Below are 14,957 nucleotides of genomic sequence, written 5' to 3'. Positions count from 1 at the left end.
GGCGGCGGGCTAGGCTGACCGCTGTGGAACCGGTGTACGGGACTGTCATCCAGCTTGCCCGCCTGACCTGGCGGGTGCAGGGCCTGAAGTTCACCGTGACCGGCGTCGAGAACCTCCCCATCACTGGTGGGGCTGTCATCGCGATCAACCACACCAGCTACTTCGATTTCACCTTCGCCGGCCTGCCCGCCTATCTGCAGGGCAGAGGTCGCAAGGTGCGGTTCATGGCCAAACGTGAGGTCTTCGACGCCAAGGTCACCGGCCCGATCATGCGCAGCCTGCGGCACATCCCGGTGGATCGGGACAGTGGCGCCGCCTCGTTCGACGCCGCCTGCCTGGCCCTGAAGGCCGGCGAGCTCGTGGGCGTTTACCCGGAGGCGACGATCAGCCGTAGCTTCGAGCTCAAGGGTTTCAAGTCCGGGGCGGCGCGCATGGCGATCGCGGCGGACGTACCGATCATCCCGCACATCGTGTGGGGTGCCCAGCGGATCTGGACCAAGGGCCGTCCGCGCAAGATGTGGCGACCCAGGGTGCCCATCTCGATCGCGGTGGGTGAACCCATCGCTCCGACGTTGCCGGCCAATGAGCTGACCGCGCTGCTGCACTCGAGAATGCAGCATCTGCTCGAACATGTGCAGGACAGCTACGGTCCCCATCCGGCCGGGGAATTCTGGGTCCCGCACCGGTTGGGCGGTGGCGCGCCGACGTTGGCGGAGGCCGCCGCAATGGAAGCTGCCGAAGCGGCCGAAAAGGCGGCCAGACGGGCACAGCGACCGGATCCGCCGGGGTAGCAGTCATGGAACCCGTTTTCCGCACCCTGGAGATCGCCGCCTCGGTGGCGGTCCGGGCGGCGGGGACCAAGATCACCTTCGAGGGGCTCGAGAACGTTCCCGCACGGGGCGGCGCCGTGGTCGCGATCAACCACACCAGCTATATCGACTTCCTGCCGGCCGCGCTGGGCACGTACCAACGTAAGCGCCGTATCCGGTTCATGATCAAGGCCGAAATGCAGGACGTGCGGATCGTGAACTTGCTGATCAGGCGAACAAAGACGATCCCGGTCAACCGGCGGGCCGGTGGCGAGGCTTATGTCGAGGCGGTTCGTCAGCTGAAAGCCGGTGAGTTGGTGGGGGTCTATCCCGAAGCCACCATCAGCCGGGCCTTCGTCCTCAAGGACTTCAAGAGCGGGGCTGCGCGCATGGCGCTGGAGGCTCAGGTCCCGATCATTCCGTGCATCGTGTGGGGGGCCCATCGGATATGGACCAAAGACCACCCAAAGCAGCTGCGCCGCAACAAGATTCCATTCACCGTCCGCTTCGGCCGGCCGCTTCCGCCGACCGGGACTGCCGCGGAGCTCGAAGCGGCCCTCAAGGATCAGATGAGCGCGATCCTGCATGAGGTCCAGCTGGCCTACCCGCACCCGGCCGGCGAGTACTGGGTCCCCGAGGCGTTGGGCGGCGGGGCCCCGAGCCTGCAGGAGGCCAAGCGGCTCGACGAGGCGGAGCTGGCCGAACGGGCCCGCCGCGCAAGGGAGCACCACTGATGTTGCCGGCGTTGATCGCCACCGACGTGGACGGCACGCTGCTCGACGACGACGAGCGGGTCACGCCGCGCACCCGCCAGGCGGTGCGGGCCGCCGTGGCCGCGGGCGCGACATTCGTGCTGGCGACCGGCCGTCCGCCGCGGTGGGTGTCACCGGTGGTCGAGGCGCTGGGTTTCGCACCGATGGCCGTGTGCGCCAACGGTGCGGTGATCTACGACCCCGACCAGGACCGCATCATCTCCGCGCACACCTTGTCGGTCGATGTCCTGACCGAGCTGGCCGAGATCGCCACCCGGGTGATCCCCGGTGCCGGCCTGGCCGTTGAGCGGGTCGGGCGCAGCGCTCACGACTCTGCGACTCCGCAGTTCGTGAGCTCACCCGGCTATGAGCATGCGTGGCTCAACCCGGACAACACCGAGGTCTCGATCGAGGACCTACTGAGCGCACCGGCGGTGAAGCTACTGATCCGCAAGGCCGGTGCCCGTAGTTCGGATATGGCCGCTGTTCTTGCCAAACATATTGGGGTAGAGGGTGATATCACCTACTCCACGAACAACGGCCTGATCGAGATCAATCCCCTCGGGACCAGTAAGGCGACCGGTGTCGAAGAGGTCGCGCGGCCGTTGGAGATCACCGCCGAGGATGTGGTCGCGTTCGGAGATATGCCCAACGACGTGCCGATGCTGCGCTGGGCCGGCCACGGCGTCGCAATGGGCAATGCACACCCGGAGGCGGTCGCGGCCGCCAATGAGGTGACCGCATCCAACGCTGACGACGGCCTGGCTCGGGTCCTCGAACGCTGGTGGCTCTAGATTTGCCTCAGACCTGCGAGCGAAGAATCCGCAGAATCGTCAATGGTCCACCGCCGGGTTCTCGGGGCGGCTGAACCGCTCCAGCTGCACCGGCGGCCCGTCGGCGGGCGGTGGCGGCATTACCAGGGTCAGCGCGTCGACCACTCGCAAGATGTTGTGGGTCTGCCGGTCGAAGTTCAGGGTGCCGTGCTGGAAGTTCTGCACGATCCACTCGGGCTCCTGAATCTCGCCGCTGGTCGGTAGGCCCAGCGCACCGCGCTCATAGCCGAGCGAGGCCCAGGCCTCATAGATGGCCCCGGTCAGCGGTTGCGCCTCGGTGGTCGGCGACCAGTAGATGGCGCCGTGCTCGAAGGTCGCGTAGCGCGCGTTGCCGTCAGCGGATGCCTCCGGTGAGGTCGGCAGTCCCAGCGGTCCGTCCTTACCGCCCATGGCTTCCCACTTGGCGAGGATGGCGCCGCCACGCAGTGAGTCGACGAGGTCGGGTGGCCGATTGAATCGTGCTGCGATATCCCGAATCTGGCCGAGCGCGGCATAGCCGGCGTTGCCGGGACACAAGGTGTTGCCGACGTCGCGATGGGCGAAGATCGTCGGCACCGTCGGTGTCGACCCGGCCGAGAAGAAAGTGTAGTCGCCACCGGCTGACCTCAGCATGACGGTGCCGAGTGGGTTGACGTGATCCAGACCCATCCGCCAGCCCAGCAGCCGACCGACGGTGCGGATCATGATATCGGTGGGCGGGACGTCCTCGAAGTCGCCGATCAACGACACGCCCCACACGTCGGTGTTGAAACCTCCGGTGTGCGAACCTATTACATCTTTCGTGATCCCGCCGGCCCGTCCTTCGAAGACCTGCCCGTACTTGTCCACCAGCGCGTTGTAGGCGATGTCACACCAGCCCAGGGTGCGAGTGTGGTAGGCGTAGATCGATCGGACGATCGCCGCCGAGTCTTCGGGTGCGTAGTCGTTGCTGCCCGCGGTGTGATGTACCACTGCCGCGCGAATTCCGTTGCCGTAGGCGGTATTGCCACAACGCAGGTGGTCATCGGCGCCCCACTGGGCACGGCTGATGATGTTGGGTGGCTGACCGGGTCCCAGTGCGGCCGTCGGAGGATTCCACTGCGAGTCGACGGGTGCCTTGGGCGGTGTGATGAGCACGGCGGAGATGTTCTGGGCGAACGGCCGTTCGGCCGTCGCGGGCACGTAGCCGAGTTCCTTGCCGGCATCGAGTCCGTTCTCGGGTGGTGCGCTGGTGACCGGGGCACCGGGCGGACGGGTGATCGCAATCTGCACCGAGGTGGTGGTGCCCACGAAAACCGGGTCGGTGCCACGCGGCCCGCCATGCTGGCTGTCGTCGGCATTGGACTCGAGGGTTTCCGCGTCGTACCACGGCCCCCAGGCTCCGTCCGGTCGTTTGGCTCGCACCCGGGCCGATGTTCCAGTGAGGTCGGTACCCGTCAGCGCCACCATGGAGAACGGGGTCGTCTGGCTGACTTCGCGAACTGTCACACCGCCGCCCAACCCGGTCAGCGACTGCTGGGAAAGCACGGTGTCGTCGGCGCGGGGGCCGTCCTTGTGTTCCGAACCGGGGACCCCGGTGATCGCCCACGGCAGGATGACGACGGTCGCCGCGATGGCGGAGAACACGATCGTCGGCGCGGGTCGACGAGACAACACAAGGCGATGTTACGTATGTGCCGTCTGATACCACTGTTCCGACACGGGCCAGTGTGAAGAAAGTGATAGTTGAGCCTGCAACGGCACCGCAGGGGCCTCTCCGGGTTAACTGACCTAGCGGCCTGACCCACCCTGCGGTGCCGTTCCGACGCAGGTCTGCGTTAACCGGCCGGGGCTGCCGCTTCCGCTGGGGTCGCGGCGGCCGCCGTCGAGGCGCCTTGGATCGCCTGGGTAATCGACGGCATGACCACACCCTTGAGCAGGTCGATCGCTTGCCCGACGCCGAGCTGGTTGGCGGCGCTGCTCAAGTCGCTGATGATCCCGCCGGACGCGGCCGGTGCGGTCGGCATGGCCAGTGACGGATCACCGAGGATCGGATAGGTCCCGGCGACCGGGCCCAGGGGTGCGCTGATCGGCTGCTCGTTGGGCAAGCCGAGTCCGGTCGCCGAGGGGCTGGTCAGCCCGGGGCTCGTCAGCGACGGAGTTCCCGCGTCGAGCTGCGGAGTGGTCAGCGCCGGGTTGGTCAGGGCGGGATCGGTCAAGGAAGCCGACGCCGGGGGCACCGTGAGACCCGGGGTGCTGACGCTGGGTGTGGTCAGGCCGGGTGTGGTCAGGCCGGGTGTGGTCAGGCCGGGGGTGGTGAGGCCCGGGGTGCTGACGCTGGGAGTGGTGAGCCCGGGGGTGGTGAGACCGGGGGTGGTCAGACCGGGTGTGGTCAGACCGGGTGTGGTGAGCCCTGGTGTGGTGAGGCTCGGCGTGGTGAGACCGGGGGTGGTCAGGCCGGGGGTGGTGAGACCCGGGGTGGTCAGGCCGGGGGTGGTGAGCCCGGGCGTCGCCAGGCTGGGTGTGGTCAGCGTCGGCCCGGCCTGTGCCGGTTGAGCGCCGGCCGGGCTCAGGCCCGTCGGCAGCGGTGGGAGGTTGATCCCGAATTGCGAGAGACCCTGCTGCAGCGCGGACATCAGCTCGTTGGGCAGATCGGTCACCACCGCGGCGCGAACGAAGTCGCGCTGCTCGGGCGCCTTCTGCGGGGCGGCGGTCAGCTCGACCACACCAATAGCGGCAATTGGACTTGCGACGGCCAGGGCGGCGACCGCGCTCATGGCTGTCGAGAGCCTGCGTCGACGTCGGTTCGGCACGGAAGTCTCCTCAATTTTTAGACAGCGTTCGTGTCTGAGCTATTCGTTAAGGCCCGGAATCGGCCGTGCGCCGGGCCCGAAGCCAACGTGATTGATGGTACGGGTGTTATTGGAGTGTCCAGAGTGGCGATGCGGAATCGTGAGCTAATTGCGACCTTGATTCGTTGCGAGCACAGCCGATTTCCCGCTGGCGCTTGGCCTTGCGATGCGGGTCACACCGCCGCGGTCCGATAACCTAGGCGCCGATGACCAGTTCAGATTCCCGGGTTGCTCCGCTCCTGCCCGCCGGATCCAAATCCCCGGCCGAATCGCGATCGTTCGACCTCCTCGTCGTCGGCTCCGGCTTCTTCGGCCTGACCGTCGCCGAGCGGGCGGCCAGCCAACTCGGCAAACGGGTTCTGGTTGTCGAACGTCGGCCGCACATCGGGGGCAACGCCTACTCCGAGCCCGAGCCGCAGACGGGTATCGAGATCCACAGGTACGGCGCGCATCTGTTCCACACCTCCAACAAGAAGGTGTGGGACTACGTCCGGCAGTTCACCGACTTCACCGGATATCAGCACCGGGTGTTCGCGATGCACAGCGGACAGGCCTATCAGTTCCCGATGGGATTGGGGTTGGTGGCGCAGTTCTTCGGCAAGTACTTCACCCCCGACGAAGCCCGCCAGCTGATCAAGGAGCAGGCCGCCGAGTTCAACACCGACGAAGCCGCCAATCTCGAAGAGAAGGCCATTTCGCTGATCGGCCGCCCGCTCTACGAGGCGTTCGTCAAGGGTTACACCGCCAAGCAGTGGCAGACCGATCCCGCCGATCTTCCGGCTGCCGTCATCAATCGCCTCCCGGTGCGCTACAACTTCGACAACCGCTACTTCAACGACACCTACGAGGGTCTGCCGGTCGAGGGCTACACCAAGTGGCTGGAGAACATGGCCGCCGACGACCTCATCGAGGTCCGCACCGATACCGATTGGTTCGAGGTCCGCGACACCCTGCGGGCCCAGAGCCCCGACGCCCCGGTCGTGTACACCGGCCCGCTGGACCGCTACTTCGACTACGCCGACGGACGGTTGGGCTGGCGCACCCTGGACTTCGAGCTCGAAGTTTTGAGCGACTGCGGAGATTTTCAAGGCACCCCGGTGATGAACTACAACGATCTCGACGTGCCCTACACCCGCATCCACGAGTTCCGGCACTTCCACCCGGAACGCGACTACCCGACCGACAAGACGGTCATCATGCGGGAGTACTCCCGGTTCGCCGCCGACGACGACGAGCCGTACTACCCGATCAACACCGAGACCGACCGCGCAATGCTGACCGCCTACCGAAGCCGGGCCAGGCAGGAGACCTCCTCGGCGAAGGTGCTCTTCGGTGGCAGGCTGGGTACCTATCAATACCTGGATATGCACATGGCGATCGCCAGCGCGCTGAACATGTACGAGAACGTCCTGGCGCCGCACCTGCGCGACGGGACCCCGCTTACCGAAAGCAGCACAGAATGAGCGAAATTCCATCCGGCCCCATCGCGGCCGGGGAAACCAAGGCCGTCAGCCTGCTGGCCCGGGTGATCCTCCCGCGCCCTGGCGAACCGCTCGACGTTCGCAAGCTCTACATCGAAGAGTCGGAGACCAACGCGCGCCGGGCGCACGCCCCCTCGCGCACCACGTTGGAGATCGGTGCGGAGTCCGAGGTGTCGTTCGCGACGTACTTCAACGCCTTCCCCGCCAGCTACTGGCGTCGCTGGTCGACCCTGGAGTCGGTGGTCCTGCGGGTCGAACTGACCGGGTCGGCCCGGGTCGACGTCTACCGGTCGAAGGCCACCGGTGCCCGAATCACGGTCGGCGGCACCGAGATCAGCAGTCCGGACGAGACGTCGCCGACCGCGGCGGAGTTCGAGATCGGGCTCGGCCCCTTCGAAGACGGCGGCTGGATCTGGTTCGACATCACCACCGACAGCAGCGTCACCCTGCACAAGGCGGCCTGGTATGCGCCGGTGCCGGCACCGGGGCGGGCCAACATCACGGTCGGCATTCCCACGTTCAACCGCCCGGCCGACTGTGTCAACGCCCTGCGGTCGCTGACGGCAGATCCATTGGTGGACGAGGTGATCGGTGCGGTGATCGTCACCGACCAGGGCACCAACAAGTCAACCGCACACCCCGATTTCGAGGCGGTGGCGGCCCGGCTGGGGGACCGGCTCGCCGTGTACCACCAACCCAATCTCGGTGGTTCCGGCGGCTACAGCAGGGTGATGTACGAGGCGCTGAAGAACACCGACTGCGAACAGATCCTGTTCATGGACGACGACATCCGCATCGAGCCGGACTCGGTGCTACGGGCGCTGGCGCTCAACCGGTTTGCCAAATCGCCGACCTTGGTCGGCGGCCAGATGCTCAACCTGCAGGAGCCGTCGCACCTGCACGTCATGGGTGAGGTGGTCGACCGGGCCAACTTCATGTGGACCAACGCACCGCACACCGAATACGACCACAACTTCGCCAAGTACCCGCTGGCCGACGACGAGGAACAGAGCCTGGCGCTGCACCGACGCATCGACGTCGACTACAACGGCTGGTGGATGTGCATGATCCCGCGGCAGGTGGCCGAGGAACTCGGCCAGCCGCTGCCGCTGTTCATCAAATGGGACGACGCCGACTACGGTCTGCGGGCCGGCGAACACGGATACGGCACGGTGACCATGCCCGGCACCGCCATCTGGCACATGGCGTGGAGCGACAAAGACGACGCGATCGACTGGCAGGCCTACTTCCATCTGCGCAACCGCTTGGTGGTGTCGGCCCTGCACTGGGATGGCCCGGTTCGCGGCCTGTTGGCCAGCTCGATCAAGGCGACCTTCAAACATCTTCTCTGCCTTGAATATTCGACGGTTGCGATCCAGAACCGGGCGATCGCGGATTTCCTGGCCGGGCCCGAGCACATCTTCTCCATCCTGGAGTCGGCGCTGCCCGAGGTGCGCAAGATGCGCGAGCAGTACCCCGACGCGGTCACTCTGCCGGGAGCGACGTCGCTGCCCGCGCCCAGTGGGCGCACCAAGGTGCACAAGCCGCCGGTATCCCTGCCCGCCATCGGTTTTCGGCTCGCCCGTGGTGTGCTGCACCAGCTCCGCAAGGAGAATCCGATCCACCACGAGCGTCCCCAGCTCAACGTGCCGACCCAGGACGCACGCTGGTTCCTGTTGTGCAAGGTCGACGGGGTCACAGTGACCACCGCCGACGGCCGCGGGGTGGTGTACCGCCAGCGCGACCGGGCCAAGATGTTCGCGCTGTTGCGCGCCTCGATGCGGCAGCACGTGGAGCTGGCCCGCAAGTACAACCGGATGCGCAGGGTCTACCGCAAGGCGTTGCCGGTGCTGTCCAGCAAGGAGAAGTGGGAAACGGTGCTACTCGAGAACTCGTCGGCTCATGCCTGACGGCTCCCTGCACAGCGTGCCGGAGCCGGTCGCGCCGCCCGCACGCGGTGAGCTTGCCGCCTTGGTCGCCGTCCAATCCACGCTGGGCAAGCCGGCGGTGATCGAGGTGGCCAGGGCGATGTCGCACTTCGGTGAGCATGCGCAGGGTTGGGTGGCGGTGTCGGCGCTGGGCGGGCTGGCCATGCCGAAACGGCGGCGCGACTGGGCGTTGGTGGGGATCGGAGCGGTGGCCGCGCATGCGGCCGCCATCGCGATCAAGTTGGTGGTACGCCGCAAGCGACCCAATCACCCGGCGGTCGCCGTCAACGTCGGCACGCCCAGTGCGCTGAGCTTTCCCTCGGCGCACGCCACCTCCACCACCGCCGCGGCTATGCTGCTGTGCCGGGCCACCCGCTCGCGGCTCCCGTTGGCGGTGGTGCCCGCGATGGCTCTGTCGCGGCTGGTGCTCGGCGTGCACTACCCGAGCGATGTGCTTGCCGGTGCGGCCGTCGGCGCCGTCGTCGCGCGCACGGTCGGCTGTTTCGCATCACCGCAGGAGGAGACGCGGGAATGAGCGCCCATGAGTGAGGAAGCGGCACCGGTGACCGGACCGCCGAGCAATCTGTTCAGGGGGATCATCAAGGCCATCCGCCCCCGCCAATGGGTCAAGAATCTGCTGGTGCTCGCGGCGCCGATCGCGGCACTCGGCAGCGAGGTGCCCTACAACTACGACGAGATGGCGATCAACATCCTGATCGCGTTCGTCGCCTTCTCGCTCGCCGCCTCCTGCATCTACCTGGTCAACGACTCGCGTGACGTCGAGGCCGACCGTCAGCACCCGACGAAGCGGTTCCGGCCGATCGCTGCCGGTGTGGTGCCGCAATGGCTGGCCTACACACTCGCGGTGGTCCTTGGTATCGCCTCGCTGGCGATCTCATTCCTGGCCTCACCGAACCTGGCCGTGGTCATCGCTATCTACATCGTCATGCAGCTGGCCTACTGCTTCGGTCTCAAACATCAAGCGGTGCTGGACATCTGCATCGTGTCCTCCGCATATCTCATTCGTGCGATCGCCGGGGGTGCGGCCGCGGGTATTCTGCTGTCGCAGTGGTTCCTGCTGGTGATGACGTTCGGTTCGCTGTTCATGGTGGCCGGAAAGCGTTACGCGGAACTGCAACTCGCCGAGCGCACCGGCGCCAAGATCCGCAAGTCTCTGGAGAGCTACACGGCTTCCTACCTGCGTTTCGTGTGGACGGTGGCCGCTACCGCCATGGTGGTCTGCTACAGCCTGTGGGCCTTCGAGCGTGACGGCGCGAACGCGTCCTGGTATGCGGTCACGATCATTCCGATCACCATCGCGATCCTGCGCTACGCCGTCGACGTTGACGGTGGACTGGCCGGTGAGCCTGAGGAGATAGCGTTGAAAGACCGCGTCCTGCAGCTTCTACTGCTGGCGTGGATCGGGACCATCGGTGCGGCAGTCTTCTTCGGCTGACAGGGTCGTTACGGCGGCGGCGGACCGGCTCACGCGCTGGCCCGACTTTCCGCTCGGTCGGTGGGCACGGATCAGCTTGTGGCTCGGTGTCGTCGTGGTCACCGTGTTGTGGGGCTGGGGGGCCTGGCAGCGACGCTGGATCGCCGACGACGGATTGATCGTGCTGCGCACGGTGCGCAACCTGTTGGCCGGCAACGGTCCGGTTTTCAACGCCGGTGAGCGGGTGGAGTCCAACACCTCCACGCTGTGGACGTTCCTCAACTATTTCGGTGCGCTGATCGCTGGGCCGGTGCGGCTGGAGTACGTCGCGCTGGCGCTGGCGCTCGGCCTTTCCATCGCCGGCGTGGTGTTCGTGATGCTCGGTACCGCAAGGCTGTTCGCGCCGGGATTGCAGGGGCATCGGGCCGTGCTGCTGCCGGCCGGCGCGCTGGTGTACATCGCGATCCCGCCGGCTCGTGATTTCGCCACCTCGGGTCTGGAGAACGGCCTGGTGCTCGCCTGGGTGGGCCTGCTGTGGTGGATGATGATCGTCTGGGCGCAGGCGCCCCGCACGCAGCGGGGCGGCCCTTTCTTCATCGCCGCTCTGGCTTTCGTCGCCGGTCTGAGCGTGCTGGTCCGCCCGGAGCTCGCCTTGGTAGGCGGGCTGGCTTTGGTGATGATGCTCGTCGCCGCTGGCGGCTGGGGCAGCCGACTGCTCGTCGTGGTAGCCGGCGGGCTGCTTCCGGTGGGCTACCAGATCTTCCGAATGGGTTACTACGGGCTGCTTTTCCCGCAGACCGCGTTGGCGAAAGACGCCTCCGGCGACAAGTGGGGGCAGGGCCTGATCTACTTGGCCAACTTCAATCGTCCCTACGCGCTGTGGCTGGCGGCGCTGTTGGTGATCGCCCTCGGCGCGGTGCTGCTGGCGGCGCGCGCCACGACCTGGCGCCGTCCCGCGGAACCGCTCGGTAATTGGGGCCGATGGGCCCGGCGAATTCAAAGTCCCGCGGCCGTGGTTATTTTCATGCTCGTCAGCGGTTTGCTGCAGGCCCTGTACTGGATCCGTCAGGGCGGCGACTTCATGCATGGCCGAGTCTTGCTCACGCCGGTGTTTTGCCTCCTGGCGCCGGTGTCGGTGATTCCGGTCGTGCTGCCCGACACCGTCCGGTCCGCCCGGGACCGGGGGGTGGTACTGGCCGGCGCGACCGTCGCGCTGTGGCTGGGCGTCGTCGGCTGGTCGCTGTGGGCGGCGAACTCACCGGGCTTGGGTCCCGACGCCACCCGGGTCACCTACTCGGGCATCGTCGACGAGCGACGGTTCTACTCCCAGGCCACGGGTCACGCGCATCCGCTGACCGCTGCCGACTACCTGGACTATCCGCGTATGCGCGCGGTCCTGGCCGCGATCAACAACACCCCCGACGGGGCGTTGTTGCTCCCGTCGGGAAACTACGACCAGTGGGATGTGGTGCCCGCCTACCCGCCGCCGCCACCACCGCCCGGGGTCTCGATGGATACGTGGCGTCGTGAAATAGCGCATCACACAGTGTTTTTCACCAACCTGGGGATGCTGGGTATGAACGTCGGCCTTGATACCAGGGTGATCGACCAGATCGGTCTGGCCAACCCGATCGCGGCCCACACCGCGCGTCTCGAGGACGCCCGCATCGGCCACGACAAGAATCTGTTCCCGGATTGGGCGGTTGCCGAGGGGCCCTGGTTCAAGAAACATCCCTATGTCCCGCCCTACCTCGACGAGGGCTGGATCAAGGAAGCCGAGGCGGCCCTTGGCTGCCCCGAAACCGATGCGATGCTGAACTCCATCCGCGGCCCACTGGGGATCCGGCGGTTCGTGTCGAATGTGATGCATGCGCTCGAATTCACCCGTTACCGGATCGATCGGGTGCCGGAGTACGAACTGCGGCGCTGCGGTCTCGATGAGCCTGACCTGCCGGGCACTCCATACACCGGCCTGCCGGCGACGGGTCCCTAGCCGGGACTTCTGCAGCGACTGAGGCAAAGCCGTTGGTACGCCGGATATTTGCCTCGAGCGCCGTTGGTGTGACGATCGCAACAAGCCACGCCGCGTGCTTGGTCCGGGATTCGTCAGTGATTGCTGAGGCAGATGAGACGAGTGTGCCTATAGTCAACGCAACCTGGATCGCGCTGAAGTGAACATCGCTGGAACTTTCGCCTGAGTGCACGACTGTGCTGGGTGCGCCCTGCCCAGGGGTGTCCAGACAACGCCGGGCCGGCATCAAATCCGCTGGTTACGGCTGCGCGGAGGCGTGCAGAACGGTGTCCCGGCGGTCGGGCGCCCGGCGCTGGCCGATTCCAGCGGGTTTCACGATTCCATCGTCGAGGCGGTAGCTTGGTCTGCCGGCCGGGTTCCGGCCGGTAACGCTGCGGCAGGATCGCGGCGATACACAGGTCAAGCGTGAACGCTGGCTGAGTCCCCGCCGATAACGACGTCGGCTGAGAGCGGCACTCCCATGCCGCGGAAAATGAGTTGAGCAACCGATGGTTCGTGCTGTGAGCGCCTCCCTCACCGCCGTCCTGCTGGCCGCACTGGCGACAGTCCTCGGCGTGGTCCCGAGCGCTATGGCGTTCTCACGGGACGGACTTCCGGTGGAGTACCTCGACGTGTACTCGCCGTCGATGAACCGAAACATCCGCGTCGAGTTCCAAGGAAGCGGCCCGCACGCGGTGTATCTGCTCGACGGTCTGCGAGCCCAGGACGACTACAGCGGTTGGGACATCAACACCCCGGCATTCGAGTGGTTCTACGGCTCGGGTTTGTCGGTCGTGATGCCCGTCGGCGGGCAATCCAGCTTCTACAGCGACTGGTACTCGCCGTCGAGTTACAACAAGCAGCCTTACACCTACAAGTGGGAGACATTCCTCACCAGCGAGCTGCCGCAGTGGCTGTCGGCCAACAAGCAGGTCGCCACGACCGGCAACGGTGTGGTCGGCCTGTCGATGTCCGGCGGGGCCGCGCTGATCCTGTCGGCCTACCATCCCCAGCAGTTCGTCTATGCGGCCTCGCTGTCGGGTTTCCTCAACCCGTCGGCACTGTTCATGCAGCAGGCCATCCGGGTGGCGATGCTCGACGCGGGTGGCTACAACGTCGATAACATGTGGGGTCCACCGTGGGATCCCGCCTGGAAGCGCAATGACCCGGTCCTGCAGGCGGGCACCATCGCCCGCAACGGCACCCGGCTGTGGATCTACTGCGCGCCGGGCGGCCAGACCGACCTGGATACCGGTTCTGATCCGGGCCAGGCGCTGAGTGCGACCAGCCTGGAGTCGATGGCGTTGGCGAGCAACAAGGATTTCCAGGCTGCCTACACCGCTGCGGGCGGCACCAACGCGACGTTCGACTTCCCGGTGTCCGGCAACCATTCGTGGCCGTATTGGGGAGCCCAGTTGGCGGCGCTGAAACCCGACCTCATCGCCACAATCAACCGGTGAGAGGGCGGTAACGACAACATCTGTAGAAGAGGAACGATCACGTCACTTGTGGTTGACTACCAGGGCACGGCTGCGTTGAGCGCATGCGGTGCGGCACCCAAAAAAGGATGGAAATAAATGAAGTTCGTTGAGAAGTTGCGCGGCGTTTGGCTGCGTCGGCTGACGGTGGCCACCGCGGCCGCCGCCGTGCTGCCCGGCCTGATCGGCGTCGTCGGTGGCTCCGCAACGGCGGGAGCGTTCTCCAAGCCGGGCCTCCCGGTGGAGTATCTCGATGTGCCGTCCGCTGGCATGGGACATGACATCCGCATCCAGTTCCAGAGTGGTGGGCCGAACTCTCCTGCGGTCTACCTGCTAGACGGTCTGCGCGCCCAGGATGACTTCAACGGCTGGGATATCAACACCCCGGCCTTTGAGTGGTATTACAACTCCGGCCTGTCGGTGATCATGCCCGTCGGTGGCCAGTCCAGCTTCTACTCCGACTGGTACAAGCCGGCGTGTGGCAAGAACGGCTGCCAGACCTACAAGTGGGAGACCTTCCTGACCCAGGAGCTGCCGGCCTGGCTGGCCGCCAACCGTGAGGTCAAGCCCACCGGCAGCGCGGCCGTCGGTCTGTCGATGGCCGGCTCCGCCGCGCTCACCCTGGCGATCTGGCATCCCGAGCAGTTCCCGTACGCCGCGTCCTTGTCCGGCTTCCTCAACCTGTCCGAGGGCTGGTGGCCGTTCCTGGTGAACATCTCGATGGGCGATGCCGGTGGCTACAAGGCCGACGACATGTGGGGCTCGACCGGTGATGCCAACAACGCGTGGAAGCGCAACGACCCGATGGTCAACATCAAGACGCTGATCGCCAACAACACCCGCATCTGGATCTACTGCGGCGACGGCAAGCCGTCCGATCTGGATGCCGGCACCAGCGCTGGCAACCTGTTCAACGCGAAGTTCCTCGAGGGCTTCACGTTGCGGACCAACAAGACGTTCCGGGACACCTACCTCGCCGATGGCGGGACCAACGGGGTGTTCAACTTCCCGGCCAACGGCACCCACCAGTGGAACTACTGGGGTCAGCAGTTGCAGCAGATGAAGCCCGACATCCAGCGGGTGCTCGGCGCGACGCCGACCGCCTGACACCGGGCCGGTCACTAATCCGTCAGCGGCGGCGACCTTCGGGTCGTCGCCGTTGGCGTATCCGAACTATCTGAGTAAGCGGTGTGATTCACTCATGAGCAGGTGGGGGGGCTATTAGCGCGATGAGTCGACATTGAGGTGACTATGAAGAGTCTGTCGGGCCTGTTCCGTGGAGTCTGCGCGGCCGTTGTGGCGCTCGGCCTGTGGGGTGCCACAGCGCCGGCCGGCCATGCCGCCGACGTCGAGTACCTGATGGTGCCGTCTGCGGCGATGGGTCGCGACATTCCGGTGGCGTTTCAGGGTGGTGGTCCGC

12 protein-coding genes are annotated in these 14,957 nt (G+C 66.2%); 10 read left to right on the top strand and 2 right to left on the bottom strand.

The features are described 5' to 3' along the window. The first annotated feature begins 23 nt into the window (after positions 1-23). The 3 genes from ORI27_RS24530 to ORI27_RS24520 are packed head-to-tail and all read left to right on the top strand — an operon-like array spanning position 24 to position 2,355. Entirely contained in the window at positions 24-791 is a 768-nt protein-coding gene (locus ORI27_RS24530) for a lysophospholipid acyltransferase family protein (RefSeq protein WP_265999723.1), read from the top strand. A 5-nt stretch (positions 792-796) separates the two neighbouring features. Next, positions 797-1,543, top strand: coding sequence for a lysophospholipid acyltransferase family protein (locus tag ORI27_RS24525; RefSeq protein WP_265999724.1), 747 nt, complete (start codon positions 797-799; stop codon positions 1,541-1,543). Next, positions 1,543-2,355, top strand: a complete 813-nt coding sequence (locus ORI27_RS24520; RefSeq protein WP_265999725.1) for an HAD family hydrolase — start codon at positions 1,543-1,545, stop codon at positions 2,353-2,355. Before ORI27_RS24525 ends, ORI27_RS24520 begins: the two co-directional genes overlap by 1 nt. 39 nt (positions 2,356-2,394) lie before the next feature. On the opposite strand, the gene ORI27_RS24515 is transcribed toward ORI27_RS24520, so the two are convergent. After that, entirely contained in the window at positions 2,395-4,029 is a 1,635-nt protein-coding gene (locus tag ORI27_RS24515) for an N-acetylmuramoyl-L-alanine amidase (protein WP_265999726.1), read from the bottom strand. Between the two features lie 161 nt (positions 4,030-4,190). Beyond that, positions 4,191-5,165 carry a hypothetical protein gene (locus ORI27_RS24510; protein ID WP_265999727.1) on the bottom strand — a complete coding sequence of 325 codons (975 nt, stop codon included), beginning with the start codon at positions 5,163-5,165 and terminating at the stop codon, positions 4,191-4,193. Between the two features lie 245 nt (positions 5,166-5,410). On the opposite strand from ORI27_RS24510, the gene glf reads away from it, so the two are divergent. The 7 genes from glf to ORI27_RS24475 all read left to right on the top strand — a co-directional run bounded on the left by glf (position 5,411) and on the right by ORI27_RS24475 (position 14,644). Further along, complete coding sequence (glf, locus tag ORI27_RS24505) at positions 5,411-6,667, top strand: UDP-galactopyranose mutase (RefSeq protein WP_265999728.1); 1,257 nt, start codon at positions 5,411-5,413, stop codon at positions 6,665-6,667. Further along, positions 6,664-8,595 carry a glycosyltransferase gene (locus ORI27_RS24500; protein ID WP_265999729.1) on the top strand — a complete coding sequence of 644 codons (1,932 nt, stop codon included), beginning with the start codon at positions 6,664-6,666 and terminating at the stop codon, positions 8,593-8,595. Before glf ends, ORI27_RS24500 begins: the two co-directional genes overlap by 4 nt. Next, positions 8,588-9,148: a phosphatase PAP2 family protein gene (locus ORI27_RS24495; protein WP_265999730.1), complete on the top strand. Its 561-nt coding sequence runs from the start codon at positions 8,588-8,590 to the stop codon at positions 9,146-9,148. The genes ORI27_RS24500 and ORI27_RS24495 overlap by 8 nt, the downstream gene beginning before the upstream one ends. Before the next feature lie 6 nt (positions 9,149-9,154). Further along, positions 9,155-10,069: a decaprenyl-phosphate phosphoribosyltransferase gene (locus ORI27_RS24490; protein WP_265999731.1), complete on the top strand. Its 915-nt coding sequence runs from the start codon at positions 9,155-9,157 to the stop codon at positions 10,067-10,069. Then, complete coding sequence (gene zomB, locus ORI27_RS24485) at positions 10,047-12,041, top strand: flagellar motor control protein ZomB (RefSeq protein ID WP_323055663.1); 1,995 nt, start codon at positions 10,047-10,049, stop codon at positions 12,039-12,041. The genes ORI27_RS24490 and zomB overlap by 23 nt, the downstream gene beginning before the upstream one ends. Before the next feature lie 527 nt (positions 12,042-12,568). Further along, positions 12,569-13,519: an esterase family protein gene (locus ORI27_RS24480; protein ID WP_265999732.1), complete on the top strand. Its 951-nt coding sequence runs from the start codon at positions 12,569-12,571 to the stop codon at positions 13,517-13,519. Positions 13,520-13,636: 117 nt separating this feature from the next. Then, on the top strand, positions 13,637-14,644 hold the full coding sequence (locus ORI27_RS24475; RefSeq protein WP_265999733.1) for an esterase family protein: 1,008 nt from the start codon (positions 13,637-13,639) through the stop codon (positions 14,642-14,644). The last annotated feature ends 313 nt before the right edge of the window (positions 14,645-14,957 follow it).

The organism is Mycobacterium pinniadriaticum, assembly GCF_026242045.1.
GTDB lineage: Bacteria > Actinomycetota > Actinomycetes > Mycobacteriales > Mycobacteriaceae > Mycobacterium > Mycobacterium pinniadriaticum.
Note: the sequence above shows the minus strand (reverse complement) of the source record. Positions and strands in the feature narration are given on the sequence as shown.